Consider the following 15227-nt stretch of genomic DNA (forward strand, 5'->3'; position numbering starts at 1 on the left):
CCTGAAAACTTCTCACTTTATGGAAATAATAAAAGCCTGCGACATGCGCAGACCAAGAGAGGGAGAGTATTTTACTTGTATAATCTCTTACTATGTACATTTAAACTTGTTTACTGCTGTCTCTCTTGAGGTGGTCTTCTCATGAATTTACCGTCTTCCTTCTCGAATCCGTACTGACTATACAGTCCATGAGCGTCTCGTGTAGCAAGGATACCAGACATCCATTCCAGCTCAGGTGCATTCGTGATGACTTCGATCAGTTTCTTCGAGATGCCTTGCCCGCGGTAATCTTCCAGCACGAACACATCGCACAAATAATAGGTTGTGGCGCCATCCGTGATCAGCCTTGCGAAAGCAATCATTTGATCCCCATCATAAACAGCATAGCAGACAGAGTTTTGAATCGATTTCTTGATCTTCTCAGGAGAGCGTTTATTGGCCCAGTAGCTGGTAGCCAAAAAATCGATTACTGTGGGGACGTGAACACGCTCTTGATCATCACTAATCACATATTCTTTGAATGGATACTCCATAAGACACCTCCGGCACACTATCTGCAGTTCTTATTTGTATTATTGAGGTATCTGGTATAAAAATCAATAACGGATGGAGGAAGTATATTCTCTTTTCCCTTTACGATGAGAATGGTTATCAATATAATGATAGGACAGAGTCGTCATAGTGTTGGGAGGATTAAAAAGGCGATGAAGCTATACGATCACATTGCGTTATGGAATCATGCTTCCCTAAAAGTGCTGGATATCCGCCATGGCCTGCTGGAGACAGGCATGGAGATGCAGAGCTACCGTCTGCCGGCCAGTGCTTTTTTGTATGTTCAACGTGGCAACGCAAGCGTACGGATGGACGATGTGTTGCACACCATGAGCCGTAACCATGTACTGCATGGTGGTCGCGGTGCGCGTCTGAATATTTTAGCAGAGGAAGCCTTCGAATATTATCTGGTCTTGTACAAGGCTGTTCTGATGCTGCCTGCATCTAAGAAATTAATGCTGCAATTGGAGAGAGATAATCCGTTTCTTCATCAATATAGCTTCGTTCCGCTGTATCCACTTCCTCTGCGGGGGAAGCTGGAGGAGATGATGGCGAATTGGATGGGGCAGGATCCGCTGAATTCTTTTCATGCACGGTCGTTATTTTATCAATTTGTACATGAGCTTTTAAGTCAGATCAACACCCAAGGGATTCACCCTGTTCATCCAGATCTGCTGGCACAGGTCGTTCGTTACCTTCAGGATCATTACATGGAGCCTATAACACTGGACATTTTGGCCGAAGAGTTTGACTGCAGTGTTAGTTACTTAAGTAAGCTTTTTAAACAGCGAATGAACGAAAGTCCGATCCGGTTTCTGACACGTACTCGTATGGAAAGAGCTGTGAATGTTCTGCTTCAAACCGACCTCTCACTACAAGAGATTGCCGAACGGGTCGGATATCCAGACGCCCATACGTTAAGCCGCAGCTTTAAGAAAATCTATGGATTACCTCCAATGCAATTCAGAACGAGAGTCCAAGCAGGGTCTCTTGTACCGGAATTGCCCGTGTCTAATACGAAATCTGCCCTTGTTGCTGTTGAGTCCCGATGCTATAGTTTCAATGGTTACGAGAATGATTATCATTTAGACAAAAGAGGGGGATATCCATTGCACAAAGTCACCAAGTCAACTTCTATGGCTACAGCGGCGCTGTTGTTATGCTTCATACTGTTCATTAGTGCTTGCTCCAGCACATCAAATACCGTAAATAACAATACCGCTGCAAATCGTGCGCAATCCACAGAGACAAGCCAGGAAACAACCAAAGAGAATTCGAGTACAGGGAATGCAGTTGCAGCAACAAAAACTTATACGGATGCTAAGGGGACTGTTACGATTCCCACTGATCCGAAACGGATTGTGGACTTAACTGGAAGTGCGATCGGTAATTTGCTTGTGCTGGGTGTAAAGCCGGTGGCTGCGACCCAAGATTCGTTAGTTAACCCTTATCACGAAGGAAAGCTGGACGGTATTATTAATATAGGTGAAGAGCCTAATATAGAAGCAATCCTCGCATTGGAACCGGACCTTATTATTGCATTTGATTACATTGAAGAAGCGCAATATGAACAACTCGCACAAGTTGCCCCGGTGATTAGACTTAAATATGGAGCGGGAACCCCGTCAGAACTTTTGATGGAGTTCGGGAAAATCACAGGCAAGGAAGATCTCGCTCAGGAATGGGCAGAGAAATGGAAAACTAAAATTGCTGAGGTGAAGCCGAAGATTACTGAGGTCGTTGGAGACAAGACGGTATCGATTCTTCAGCCGTTTGCCAAAGGCATCTACGCTTGGGGGAATAAGGGCGGCAGAGGCGGCGAGATTCTATATGATGACCTTGGCCTAAAAGCTCCGGAGACAATCCAGAAAGCGCTTATTGACGGTCCTGAATTTGGAACGGATTTATCACTTGAATTACTGCCCCAGTATGCTGGCGATTACATCTTTACAAGCAATTGGGGCTGGGACGATGGTAATGCGAATGTTGTGTACGACAGCAAGCTGTGGAAATCGCTCCCGGCGGTAAAGAATAACCAGGTGTATTTTATTAGTGAAAAGGGTTCCTATTACAACGATCCGATCTCATTGGAAGCGCAGTTGGATTTGATTGTTAAGAGCTTTTTGGGTAAATAAGGGAGGGGCGGTATCCATTCCGTTCTTTAATCGAATAGGATAGACAAAAACGGCCACCTTTTAGAGGTAGCCGTTTTTCTATATGAGCCCCTTCCCCTAAGGAGCAAACCAAACATGCTGAATAATATACCTAACCACAAAGAAAGCTATGATGATCGAAAAGGCTGTTCCGAGCAGGACCGAAACAATAGCTTTATCAGAGCGTGTAGCTTTACTCATATCATCACCTCATGGATTTTCCTAAATTATACAATAAAGAATGGGATTTGTTCATCGGTAAAAGTAAATAAAACGGAAGTAACCTAAAGAAGTGAAGAAAATGCTTGACCCTCCAGTTACATGGAGGGTTATTATTTTCTCTATACCATTGTAAATACATCGGAATAGGATTTATTTACTTGAGAGAGCTATTGGAGAGGAATGATTCTATATGAAATCAAGTTTATTCACCATACTGGGTATTACCGCTTTGTCGGCCACGCTCTTGTCTGGATGTGCGAGTAGTGGAAAAGAGCAGGCACAAGGTACCAAACTGGAACCTACCAGCGTTATTCTGGACTGGACGCCCAATACGAATCATACAGGTTTATATGTTGCTTTAGAGAAGGGCTATTACAAGGATGAAGGATTGGACGTACAAATTGTGCAGCCGTCAGAAGGAACGACTTCGACTTTGATCGCTGCTGGAAAAGGTGACTTTGGCGTCAGCTACCAGGAGGATGTAACTTATGCGCTAACCGGCAAGGAACCGCTGCCGATCAAGGCAGTCGCTACGATCATCCAGCATAATACCTCAGGGTTTGCAGCACCGAAGAGCAAGAACATTCAAGGTGTGAAGGATTTTGAGGGAAAAGTATATGGCGGCTGGGGTTCCCCGTCGGAGGAAGCGATTCTTCAAGCGGTTATGGAGAAGAATGGAGCCGACTTCAACAAGCTGAAGCTTGTGGATATCGGTAATGATGATTTCTTCGCGGCTACCCAGAAAAACGTTGATTTTGCCTGGATTTTTGAAGGCTGGACCGGCGTACAAGCCAAACTCAAAGGTGTTGAACTGAATTATATTCCGGCAAGAGAACTTGATCCGGCTTTGGATTATTACACACCGATTCTGATCACTGGAACCAAAACGATCGCCGAGAATCCTGACAAGGTACGCAAGTTCTTAAAGGCAACCGAAGAGGGCTACCAATATGCCATCGATCATCCAGAGGAAAGTGCGGAGCTTTTATTGAAGCATGCACCGGAGATCGATAAAACACTCGCTGTAGAAAGTCAGAAATTTTTGGCGACACAATATATAGCTGACGCACCGGCTTGGGGGCAGATGAAGACTGAGGTATGGAGCAGTTATGCGAAATTTCTCAAGGATAAAGGGCTAATTCCAACCGATTTGAAACCGGAAGAAGCTTTTACTAATGAATTCCTCCCGAAAAAATAACGAAAAGGATGTTGACTCCATGAAACACTTAAAGGTTATGCTTGAATATTTCTACCCTTGGACTAATTCAGCTGGGTTCTACTATGCGCGTGAGCAAGGTTGGTATAAAGATGCCGGACTCGATGTGGAGTTTACGGTTTACGATCCGCAGCGGGGTGACACCTTAGCCTATCTGGCTAGAGGAGAAGCGGATTTTGGTATTTTCCCTAGTAATCGGCTATTGGTACAAAGGGAGAGACAGCCAGTCGTTGTGGGCGTAGCAGCCATTAACCATAGGGGAATGGAAACCGTGCAAACAGTGCGAAGTACCGGAATTCGTCGCCCGGCAGATCTCAGCGGTAAACGGGTGGCTTTGAATCCGACGCCGCGGGGAATGGCCATGATTCGGCAACTGGTTAGCGCGGATGGCGGAGACCCGGATAGCATTATCGTTGTAGATAGTGGTTCAAGAGAGTTAACCCCTGATGATATTGCCGCCGGTGAGGCGGATGCAACCTTCGGAAGCTACTGGGCCTGGGAGATTCTTATGGACACCGCAGTTCCGGAAGAAGAGCGAATCGTATGGCCTGTGGATGAGATCGGTGCGCCGCCTTATCACAGTTATCTTCTAGGGACACAGGTGGAAAAGACTATTCAAGATCCTGAGACCGTCCGCGCTTTTTTGGCGGCTACGGAGAGAGGTTACCAGGCCTTGGTTGCTGATCCGCTGCTGGCCGCGCCAATCTATGAACGGATTATTCCATTTTTCCCTGCCCAGCTTGTGGAGCGTTCATTGCCGCTGATTGCCAGCACCTGGCTGCATAACGGCATCTGGGGCGTACAACGGACGGAATTGATCGAACCTTATTCCGAGTGGCTTGCTGACCATGGCATTTTGCAGGATCGGAATGGCTGGAAGACGGCTTACAGCAATGATTTCCTGTCTAAGGAGAATGAACGATGAGCCGGGAAGGAAGCGGTCCGGATCTACTGTCACATGGCATGGGAACAACCCTTGTCCGGCCGGATTGGGCACCGATTACCCTTGAGGAAGTCAATCAACTGTTTAGCTATTATCCTGATTTAGAGGAAGCTTCGGCGCTGACTTGGCATAGCCCAAGGCCATTCTCCAGTGCGACGATTGTGACCACCGCTACGGAGCGCCTGTTTGTTAAAAGGCATCATCATACGGTACGTGATGTAACGGGACTTCTGGAGGAGCATCGTTTTATCCGCCATTTGCGAACCCAAGGAATTCCGGTGAGCAATATCGTCGCAGGGAGAGATGACTTGACGGCCTTTGCGCTCGAAGAATGGACGTATGAGGTGCATCGCTTGGCAAAAGGGGAAGATTTGTACCGGGACGCGGTCTCATGGAGTCCTTTTCTGACAGAGGGTCACGCCTATGCAGCAGGTGAAGCGCTGGCCCGACTGCATGATGCGGCGGAGGGCTTTGAAGCTCCGGCAAGACCTGTCCGTGCCCTGGTCTCGAGCTTCTCGATTTTTGGTTCAGCCGACCCGCGCCAGGAAATGGCGGCTTATATTGCACCACGCGTAGCCTTGGGCAAGTATCTTGAGAACAGATCCTGGGAGCAGGATTTGGAAACGGTCTTCATGCCTTTTTACGCCAAGCTAGCGCCTCTACTCGACGTGCTGAATCCGCTCTGGACACATAATGACTGGCATGCCTCCAATCTACTGTGGAGTGACAGTGATGAACAGTCGGGTGTCGAGTCGATTCTGGATTTTGGCCTCGCAGACCGTACGAATGCTATCTATGATCTGGCTACGGCAATTGAGCGCAATACGATAGAATGGTTGGCTTTAGATGATCAAGAAAAGGATGATATTGTACATTACGCCCAACTTGAGGCCTTGCTGTCAGGATATGAGTCGATTCGGCCTTTGAGCAGTAAGGAGACCGCTGCACTTGTGGCGATCCTTCCGCTGGTACACGCGGAATTTGCACTGAGCGAGATGGATTACTTTATGGGAATTGTGAAGTCCAAGTCCAACACAGATCTGGCCTACGACAGCTTCTGGCTTGGTCATGCAAAGTGGTTTCAAGGACAGCAGGGCCAAGATTTACTGGCCTATCTGGAACAGAGGGCTACCGAGTGACTGGGCGGTACTATAGTACTATATATAGAAGTATAGAAGTATAATTAGTGGCATTTTTGTACCTTAAATTCTCTGCAACTAGGGGTTCGTGGAGATTAAGTGCAAAATTGTACCTTAAATCTTCCAGAATATCCGTACAGCGTGCTTTTTCGAAAATTAAGATACAAAAATGCTCTTATTTCCTTCATTTACCTATATTAAAGAAATATAAGGTACAAAAATGCTGTTAGTTGAGAAGGAGGCCCTTTTTCTCACTTCAAGACGACTGGTGAAGGGGAATATACCGCTTCTAGTGACATCGCTTCGCTAGTTTGAACAGCCTTGAATTATAGGTCTTGCTGTCGATAGTCTATATTCCAGTGAAAGCATTCCTATGGAAAGCCTTCAGGCGAGCGCTTTGCGGCTACAAAGCTCAAACGTCCCGTTCGCTCATCTTCGCTTTTTGTTAATTTCTTTTGTCGGCTTATATAGTTAAAGTTTAACATTGACAGAATGTTATGTGGTTGTTAATTTATAATATACACATAGGAATTATATGAATTTAAAAAATAGCGATAAAGGACCATATTGCCCATGATCCCGGGATATGGTCTCTTTACTAATCGCGGGAGATAACTACCATGGACAAACTTAAAAAGATAGACGAACGGATCTATCCGATTGCTACTCTGCTCATTGCCATTATTGTGTGGCAGCTAATCGTGACATTAAATCACGTACCACTTTATATTCTACCCTCGCCTCTGGCTACGGTCAGTGCCTTGATCAGCGACTTTGGCACCATTGCGGGTCATGTCGGAACAACGCTGTATGAATCTGTGCTCGGATTTGCATTATCGATCGCATTAGCTTTCGTTCTCGGGATATTGATGGACAGTTTTGTCGTTATCAAGAAATCGCTGTATCCCATCCTGATCGTCTCACAGACCATTCCGACCATTGCGCTAACACCGTTGTTAATCGTCTGGTTCGGTTTTGGCATACTGCCGAAAATCCTCATTATTGTGATGGTCTGCTTTTTCCCCATTTGTATTAGTCTGGTGGACGGGTTTGAGAAGGTGGACAAAGATTATTTGAACCTTTTCCATTCCTACAAGGCATCCAAACTGCAAACCTTCATCCATTTGAAGTTGCCGTATGCGATGGTGAATTTTTTCTCCGGACTCAAAATTGCGGCAACGTATATGATTATGGCGGCGATTATCGGGGAATGGCAAGGCGGGACGAAGGGGATCGGGGTGTATATGGTTCGCACCAAGAATGCTTATGCGCTTGATAAAGTGTTTGCCTCGATTTTGGTTATCGTGATCATCAGTGTGGGCTTTATTTACCTTATCAATTATATATCTAAAAAAACGACGCATTGGAAATAGTGGAGGTTACGATGCAAAATAAAGCACTATTGGAGAAGACTGTCCCTAATTCCGGCGAGAACAATACCTTAATTACACTTGATGGTATCAGCAAATCATATGATTCTGCGGAGATATTGAAAGATGTCTCTCTGCATATCCGCAAGGGTGAATTCGTATCCATCCTGGGACCGAGCGGTTCCGGAAAAAGCACCTTGTTTAACATCATTACCGGCCTATTGCCGGCAGATAGAGGAACGCTGGACGTTCATGGAGAGATCGGCTATATGCAGCAGAAGGACCTGCTTTTGCCGTGGAAGACGGTTCTGGACAATATTGTTTTGCCGCTGGATCTGAAAGGCTCTAATAAGGAAGCTTCACGTTCAAAGGCGGTATCATTAATGGACCGGATCGGGTTAAAAGGCTATGAGCATCGCTATCCGAGTGAGCTGTCCGGGGGAATGAAGCAGCGCGCGAGCTTTCTTCGCACTTTTCTGGCCTCTGGAGAGATTATGCTGCTAGACGAGCCCTTTGGTGCTCTGGATTCCATTACGAAAGGCAGTATGCAGGCTTGGCTGCTGGAAGTTCAGGAAGCTTTTAATGTTACCATCCTGTTCATTACCCATGACATAGAAGAAGCGATCTTTCTGTCAGACCGGATCTACGTGCTGTCTTCGAGACCAGGAGTAGTGAAAGAAAAACTCACTGTTAGTTTTAACCAGCAGAATAAGAGAGATCGGCTCATTAATCCTGAGCTATTAGTATTGAAGGAAACCATTAAAGGTCTTTTGTAAGAGTAAGCTCTGAAAAGGGGGAGACGAATTGGAATGGTACACCATTGGAGAAGTGGCAAAGACATGCAATGTTCCGATTCGGACACTTCGTTATTATGACGATATCGGCTTGCTGACACCCGACCGCATCGCTCCTGAAAGTAACTATCGGTATTATTCGGTGGAAAGCATACGGAAGATTCCGCTGATTAAATATTACAAGCAACTGGGCTTTAAGCTCGATGATATTCGTCAGATGCTGGAGCGCTCTAACTTTGAAGTGCTGGAAGATTATATGGCTAAAGAACTGCTGATGGTTGAGAGGCAGATGGCGGAGCTGCAGAAGAAGCATTTTGCGATTAAGGAATGGCAGCGTCTGCTGAAGCAAGGGGAGACGCTGCTGGCGACACCGCGGAAGGATAAGGATATCGAGATTGCGCCTTTCCCACAGTATCGTACGTTGAAGTTCCATTATGAGATTTCAGACCCTCAAGCCGCCAATATTGAAGTGCTTTATAGCAACGTGCTTGTCGGGCTCTGCAACCAGCATAATGTATTCGCGTATGGGCCGTTTATGCTGTTCTTCGAAGATTTTGATCAGCGTATCAATCATACCTTCACATCCGTAGATTGCTACACAGCGGTGATTGAGGATGAAGCCAATGCGGCGTTGACGACAGGGGTGGGAGGATTTCAGGCCATAAGTGTAGTTCACAAAGGCGATTACAGCACCCTCTCTGATACGTACCGGAAAGTGCAGCATTGGGCACAAGAGCAGGACATTCCGCTTCAAGGGGCTTCCTACGAAAGATACATCATTGATCCATGGAGTACCGCGGTCAGCGATAACTATGTAACTGAACTGATTTTGCCTATTGGAGGAACAGATTATGTCTAATTTAATTCATTCATCGGAGGCTGTATTGCGGCTGAATGATCCTAACACGGTATTTGCGGACGTTCGTTTTGTATTGGGTGAGCCATCAGCGGGTTACGCGGCCTATTTGCAGGGACATATTCCCGGCGCTGTATTTTTTGATCTGAATACCGATCTCTCGGGTCCAAAAGAGATTCATGGAGGCGGTCACCCGTTGCCCGATCCTGTTGTGTTCGCGGAGAAGCTGGGACAAGCCGGGATTGATGAGGGGAAAGAAGTGATTGTGTATGACGATCAGGGAGGCAGTATTGCGTCACGGCTGTGGTGGATGCTAAAGCATGCCGGCCATGAGAAGGTGAAACTGCTATCTGACGGTTTTTCTAGCTGGAGCCAAGCAGGTTATCCGATAACGAATGAGCCGTCACATCCTGTCGGTACCAAGTTTTCACCCCAGATTAACGACAGCCTACAGGCGACGATTACTGAGGTTAAAGCTGGTATCGGTCAGGAACAAAGAGTATTAATTGATTCACGGATACATGATCGCTATACCGGTGAGGATACATCGAAATATCAGAAGGCAGGTCATATTCCTGGTGCCATTAATCATTACTGGGAAGAAGGATCTCCGAGCGGGGTGTTCCTTGATGGCATACATCAACGTGAACGCTTTAAGGATATCTCGGTTGACCGGGAAATTATCGTGTACTGTGGCGCAGGAGTCACGGCTTGTCCCAACGTGCTGGCTTTAACGGAAGCAGGGTACAACAATGTGAGGCTGTATGTAGGAAGCTGGAGTGATTGGGTTAGCTATGAGGAGAACCCGATTGCGACGGGGGAAGAATAAATGTGTAAAGATGCATAGCAGTATGTAAAGTTTGAATACATCGCCAAGCGGTTTGTATACCTTGGTGGTGTATTTTTAGTGTCAACAAAGAGATCAATTGAATCAAAAAATTATAGTTGGCGCAAACGGGTTTGTGCGACGGAAAACCGGACTCTTCTTTTCACAAAAGGGTTCGGTTTTTTGCTACAATGTACCAAATAGTAGAAATGAAGATGTTAGAAAACGATTAGAAGGAGATGAATATGAATAAAAAAAATAGTGAATTTATTATTTGGGCTACTGAAAACCGTTGGGATATAACAGAAAAGTCCGGGTCTCAATTAAATTTGGATAGTAGCATTATATCAAGATATAAAGAAATCCCAAATGAATATTTAGATTTTTTAAGTATGGTTGAAAAGTGTATTACACCAGATGAGAAGACTTGGTTTATTTGTGAGGATGAGTTCAATAATAGCTCAGCTATTGAATTTAAATGGAATGAATATGAATCGCTTAGCTTAGAAGCAGCAATGGATGATTACATTTGGAAATCCGAAATAACTTCCTGGTGGGATAATTACTTGCCAATTGTGATGTCAGTTGATGGTGGATATTCCTTCTATGCAATTGATTTAACAAATGATAAAGGGGTTATTGTGCGTGGATGTGAGCCCGAATTTGAAGAAATTGAAAAAGTAGCCAATACGCTTGAACAATTTTTTGATCTAATAATGTCAAATTCAGTAGAGTTCAGTGTAACATAAATAGCGGTAAAGCGTAGGGTAGAACTAATGGTGAGTTTAAATATAAATAGTAAATCGCAAAAATACGACCGGAGCGCAGTACACTAAATCGGTCGTATTTTTGTTAACAATCATTCAGTTAATGGGCATCATAGTTGAGATGAGAGAATAGGGATGCCAGGCGGCCCGGAATTTTCATCAAAAAAAGCCTTTGGGATCATATCCAAGGGCTGTTTGTATGCCTATTTTTTTCAAGACCTTATTCAACATCATAACAATTCATAAAGAAAAAGTCTATATTTTTTAATGGATATTATTTACTATTGGGTAGCCGGCAAAACTTTAAAATGGAGTGTTCATTAAATGGATAATAATACTTGTCACCTCGATCAAGTTGATTTACAGGATTATGTGTGGAATGTTTTTGGTGCTGGTTATTTAGTTAATAATGTATCGAAAATGCATGGTGGCGCACAAAAAGTAGTCTACAAAATCGACTGCAGCAATGGTTTTTCCTGCGTATTGTATGTGTGGGATCTTACCATGAATTTTTTTCAAGAAGAAATTGCAAATGGTGATATGCATCAAAATCCCTATGGGGGTGACATGTTTGAATTAAACAACAAGTATCTAACAGAGCATGACATTCGAACGCCTACTCTTTATGATCTAAACAAGGAAAGAACCCTTTATCCTTTTGATTATGCTCTGGTTGAATATATAGATGGTCATAAAGCAGAAGCCTATTTTCATCACTCCGATTCACGAGTTCAAGATAAGGTGTTTCATCGGTTAGGGGAGATGCTAACTAGCATGCATACCAACGAAAGACATATTTATGGGGACGCGAATCAAAGCGGAATGAACATTGAGAGTTGTCATCACCTTCAAATCGAGAACGCAAAAGCGCAGTTGTCTTATGCTTCCCAACATATTGATAGCATGAGGATTAATCAAAGCAAACTACTCGATACTTTGTATGAGCTTGAATCAAAAATCAAACCTAGAACGCAGTATGGGTTTATTCATGGCGAACTGGGACCTGACCATGTTTTGGTTAATGACCGACTTGAACCTTATTTGATTGATACCGAAGGGGCTATGTTTTTTGATATTGAGCATGAACACAGTTTTTTAGAATTTAGATTCGGAGATTTCTATCGATATCTTAAGAACGTTACTCTCGATCCTTCTAGAATGTTATTCTATCGATACCACCACCATATCGCTTTAACATCAGGGGGGCTAAAGCTCCTTCATAGAGGGTTTCCAGATCAGCAATTTGCTACGCAACTAGCCGCTTATCATTCCCAATGCGCTTTGCGATTTATTTAAGGTTTTATATCTTTAGCGGGGCGGTTTGGATTTCTTACAGTGAGAACCGAATTGTGACGGGTAAGAGTAGAAGGTTTAAGCAGGTGTAAAGTATTTTAATTTGGAGTATATCGCCACATGAGCGATGTACTCTTTTGCACTGTACTCAAGAGTATCGAGGTCAACAGAGAGAACATCCCTAGAGCGGTCCTAAAATCGCGAAAGTCCACAAGGGTCAATGGAAGGCGACGACGTTACTGCCACGGGACACCCTAAAGGTTTGCAAAGTTCGGGTATGCCTGTACCTGCGGTTAATACCAAGACATCCGACCCCAGAAAAATATAGTGAATTAACAATAGGAATGTAGGCACTGTACCCGTTATTTTGTTGTGCTACAATATACAAAAAGTATAGCAACTGGAAATGAAAAAGGAGAGAGGATAACAGCCATGTACGAGCGTTTAACAGATAAACTGAAGACAACCTCTGCATTGAAATGGTTTTCCGGTCATGGGGCAGAAGAGAGCTGGATAGCGGAAGTAGAAGAGGAATTAGGATTCAGCCTGCCTCCGTCCTACCGCTGGTGGCTGATTCATTACGGTAATGCGCGGTTGAATGGCGGAAATATTCTAACGGTTGGCGATCCAGAACATAGAGATTATGACGATAGTGACCTGCTCTATATCCATAGACTGAATAAAGCTGAGGAGTGGTGGGTAAGTCGGTTTCCGGACAGACTGGACTTGTTCGTTCCAGATAGTGACGAGCTTTACTTTTTTGATATATCTTCGCGAAACGAACAGGGCGAGTTTCCGGTTATGTGTTATGATCTAATGAATGATTTGATCGACACGTATGCCTCGACATTTGTGGAATTTCTAGAGCGGCTGATCGATGAGCGTTCATAACTAAAAGACAAAGACTGGAATGGGCACCGCCTATACCTTAGCTTTTGCCTAAGGGGTAACATGAAACAAGTTTCTTTATATTATCCACTGACGTATTTGAGGTCAACCCCATTGCGATGAGGCTAAATAGAGGGGGGATATGTGAAGCTGAATGATCTATGTAGTCGCGCGGTGCCATAATGGCTACAAAGATTTACTCAACTCATTTTGCACGGTATAGTTCTGGAACCCATGATCGTCATTTATTTGTATAGTTAATGAAACAATTTCCTGTCTTGGTGAAGGATGTTTCGGAGGAGAATAAGAAACTCTTGTTGTTCATTTATTATAGAGAGTGAGTGAATTAAAATGCACTGTCTCAAGTCTTAGGGCTTGGAGGGTGTGTTTTTTGTGTTAACAAAGAGATAAATTGAAGCAACAAATGAAAGTTGTTAAGGGAAGTTCAATATAAATTCAACATCTAGAGTTGAGGATTAATAACGGTGAACCGTATCGGAGATTCGAATGTAAAGTAACAGTGGATTTTTTATCACAATTATTTATGATCGATTAAGCTTCTCTTGTGGTATGATTTTACAATATAGTAATTACTTCTAGAGAGAATATTATCAAATAGAACTAAATATTATTAAATAGAGGTGGAAATGATTTGTGAGAAAAGTAATTAAAAGTCTAGGAATCTTTAATATTTTTACTGCTTTAATTATAGGTATATTATGGAGTTGTGTGTTCTTTGTCCAAGGCATATTTGGTGCTGTCTCATGGGGATTATTAAAGATGTTTTTACCGTTTGCAGGTTTACTTGGTTTAATTGTTAGTATTTTAATTATTATCATTCTATCTATAAAAAAGAAGCGGATTTTTCGTACCGTCATATCGCTTGCGTTATGCACGGTTTTATTGTTTCCGATTCTTCTTACCTTAAATGTTATAAAATTTGCTTATCCTGTAAGTATCAATAAAACCAACTCATCTATAACGATAGTATGGCCGATTAAAGAAAAGAGCGTTGTTGGTTGGGGAGGAGATACAGTTGAAAGCAACTTGCCTCATGTCATATGGGCATCTGAACGATGGGCATATGATATATTGATTGAACCCTATAATTCTGGTAGTCCAGTGCTTGAGGATTATGGCATATGGAATGTTGAAGTGATATCCCCCGTTTCCGGCGTAGTAGTTGCGGCTTTTGATGATGAAGATGATATTATGCCTAATACAGAGGATTTTATATCAACTGAAGGGAACCATGTTTATATAAAAATAGAAGAAACCGGCACATACTTACTTCTTAACCATTTGAAAAAGGATAGCGTAACGGTAAAAGTGGGTGAACATGTGAATCCTGGCGACTTGATTGGATTTGTAGGTAATAGCGGATCTACCTCTGAACCACATTTGCATATTCATCATCAGCGTCAAGATCCAACCAAAGCTTTAATGCCTATTTTTGCCGAAGGATTACCGTTATACTTTAGAGATATCGACGGAAAGCCTATGCCAGAGAAGGGTGATATTATAGTTCCCCATACTAAGTAATGGAGCTCTTAACTATATGAATGTGGGGAAAACGATAGGAGAAAATATGAGGAAATTAGAGTGGATTAAAGTAATTTTAGTAGTATCACTAATGGGCAATGTGACTTTATTTATGAATCATAAGCGTGACAACAAAAGACAAGAATTAAAATATGAGTTATTAAATGCAAATATTTACCGAGATCTAACCCAATTAGAAGCAACTATACAGCATCAAATAGATAATAATTGGGATACCGAACCTCTTGTTACTCAAAAATTAGATGATGCGATTGATTCAGTTATCTTACATATGGGAATGGAAAAAGATGATGATAAGGAAGCTATTCTTTGGAAGTTACATGATTACTTGAAAGAGTTCAAGGTTAGTGATGAAACCCTATCGGTTAGCTTAACCGATAAGCAACGAACCAATTACATTTATTTAGGGGAGAAGCTTCGTTCAAGTGGGTGGAACTATAATGTAGGATATGATACTAAATGGGATGTTTTTGAATCAAAAGTAAAGGAGCTCATAGCGGAATCATAAAACTCAAAAAATTGAAAAAATATGGATGAGTATTGAAGAACCATATCCTAAGTTATATCTTTACTAGGGTGGTTGGATTTCTTACAGTGAGAACCCGATTGCGACTGGGGTAGAGTAGAAGGCTTAAGCAGGTGTAA

At 43.3% G+C, this 15227-nt stretch carries 14 protein-coding genes; 13 read left to right on the top strand and 1 reads right to left on the bottom strand.

Features of this window, described 5'->3' with window-relative positions; genetic code table 11:
- Positions 1-110: 110 nt before the first annotated feature.
- Positions 111-533: a GNAT family N-acetyltransferase gene (locus HPT30_RS28790; protein ID WP_175374678.1), complete on the bottom strand. Its 423-nt coding sequence runs from the start codon at positions 531-533 to the stop codon at positions 111-113.
- 171 nt (positions 534-704) lie between these two features.
- Here HPT30_RS28790 and HPT30_RS28795 point away from each other — a divergent pair, with 171 nt between their 5' ends.
- The 13 genes from HPT30_RS28795 (at position 705) to HPT30_RS28855 (ending at position 15090) form a co-directional block, all read left to right on the top strand.
- Positions 705-2687 (top strand): AraC family transcriptional regulator, encoded by a 1983-nt coding sequence (locus HPT30_RS28795; protein ID WP_175374679.1) that lies wholly within the window; start codon positions 705-707, stop codon positions 2685-2687.
- Between the two features lie 430 nt (positions 2688-3117).
- The gene (locus HPT30_RS28800; protein WP_175374680.1) at positions 3118-4125 is read left to right on the top strand and encodes an ABC transporter substrate-binding protein; all 1008 of its coding nucleotides are present in this window, start codon (positions 3118-3120) and stop codon (positions 4123-4125) included.
- Between the two features lie 19 nt (positions 4126-4144).
- A complete protein-coding gene (locus tag HPT30_RS28805; protein ID WP_175374681.1) occupies positions 4145-5068 on the top strand; it encodes an ABC transporter substrate-binding protein in 924 nt (307 codons plus the stop codon).
- Positions 5065-6225, top strand: coding sequence for a phosphotransferase enzyme family protein (locus HPT30_RS28810; RefSeq protein WP_175374682.1), 1161 nt, complete (start codon positions 5065-5067; stop codon positions 6223-6225). The genes HPT30_RS28805 and HPT30_RS28810 overlap by 4 nt, the downstream gene beginning before the upstream one ends.
- A 620-nt stretch (positions 6226-6845) precedes the next feature.
- Positions 6846-7598 (top strand): ABC transporter permease, encoded by a 753-nt coding sequence (locus HPT30_RS28815; protein ID WP_175374683.1) that lies wholly within the window; start codon positions 6846-6848, stop codon positions 7596-7598.
- An 11-nt stretch (positions 7599-7609) separates the two neighbouring features.
- Complete coding sequence (locus HPT30_RS28820) at positions 7610-8371, top strand: ABC transporter ATP-binding protein (protein ID WP_175374684.1); 762 nt, start codon at positions 7610-7612, stop codon at positions 8369-8371.
- A gap of 28 nt (positions 8372-8399) precedes the next feature.
- On the top strand, positions 8400-9248 hold the full coding sequence (locus HPT30_RS28825; protein WP_175374685.1) for a MerR family transcriptional regulator: 849 nt from the start codon (positions 8400-8402) through the stop codon (positions 9246-9248).
- Complete coding sequence (locus HPT30_RS28830) at positions 9241-10074, top strand: sulfurtransferase (RefSeq protein WP_175374686.1); 834 nt, start codon at positions 9241-9243, stop codon at positions 10072-10074. Before HPT30_RS28825 ends, HPT30_RS28830 begins: the two co-directional genes overlap by 8 nt.
- A gap of 242 nt (positions 10075-10316) precedes the next feature.
- Positions 10317-10820 carry an SMI1/KNR4 family protein gene (locus HPT30_RS28835; protein WP_175374687.1) on the top strand — a complete coding sequence of 168 codons (504 nt, stop codon included), beginning with the start codon at positions 10317-10319 and terminating at the stop codon, positions 10818-10820.
- A 390-nt stretch (positions 10821-11210) separates the two neighbouring features.
- Positions 11211-12134: a phosphotransferase gene (locus HPT30_RS28840; protein WP_175374837.1), complete on the top strand. Its 924-nt coding sequence runs from the start codon at positions 11211-11213 to the stop codon at positions 12132-12134.
- A 429-nt stretch (positions 12135-12563) separates the two neighbouring features.
- Positions 12564-13022: an SMI1/KNR4 family protein gene (locus HPT30_RS28845; protein ID WP_175374688.1), complete on the top strand. Its 459-nt coding sequence runs from the start codon at positions 12564-12566 to the stop codon at positions 13020-13022.
- A 651-nt stretch (positions 13023-13673) separates the two neighbouring features.
- Entirely contained in the window at positions 13674-14561 is an 888-nt protein-coding gene (locus tag HPT30_RS30535; RefSeq protein ID WP_312876388.1) for a peptidoglycan DD-metalloendopeptidase family protein, read from the top strand.
- 16 nt (positions 14562-14577) lie between these two features.
- Positions 14578-15090, top strand: a complete 513-nt coding sequence (locus HPT30_RS28855; protein ID WP_175374689.1) for a hypothetical protein — start codon at positions 14578-14580, stop codon at positions 15088-15090.
- The last annotated feature ends 137 nt before the right edge of the window (positions 15091-15227 follow it).

Origin of the sequence: Paenibacillus agri (genome assembly GCF_013359945.1) — a bacterium.
Taxonomy (GTDB): domain Bacteria; phylum Bacillota; class Bacilli; order Paenibacillales; family Paenibacillaceae; genus Paenibacillus_AQ; species Paenibacillus_AQ agri.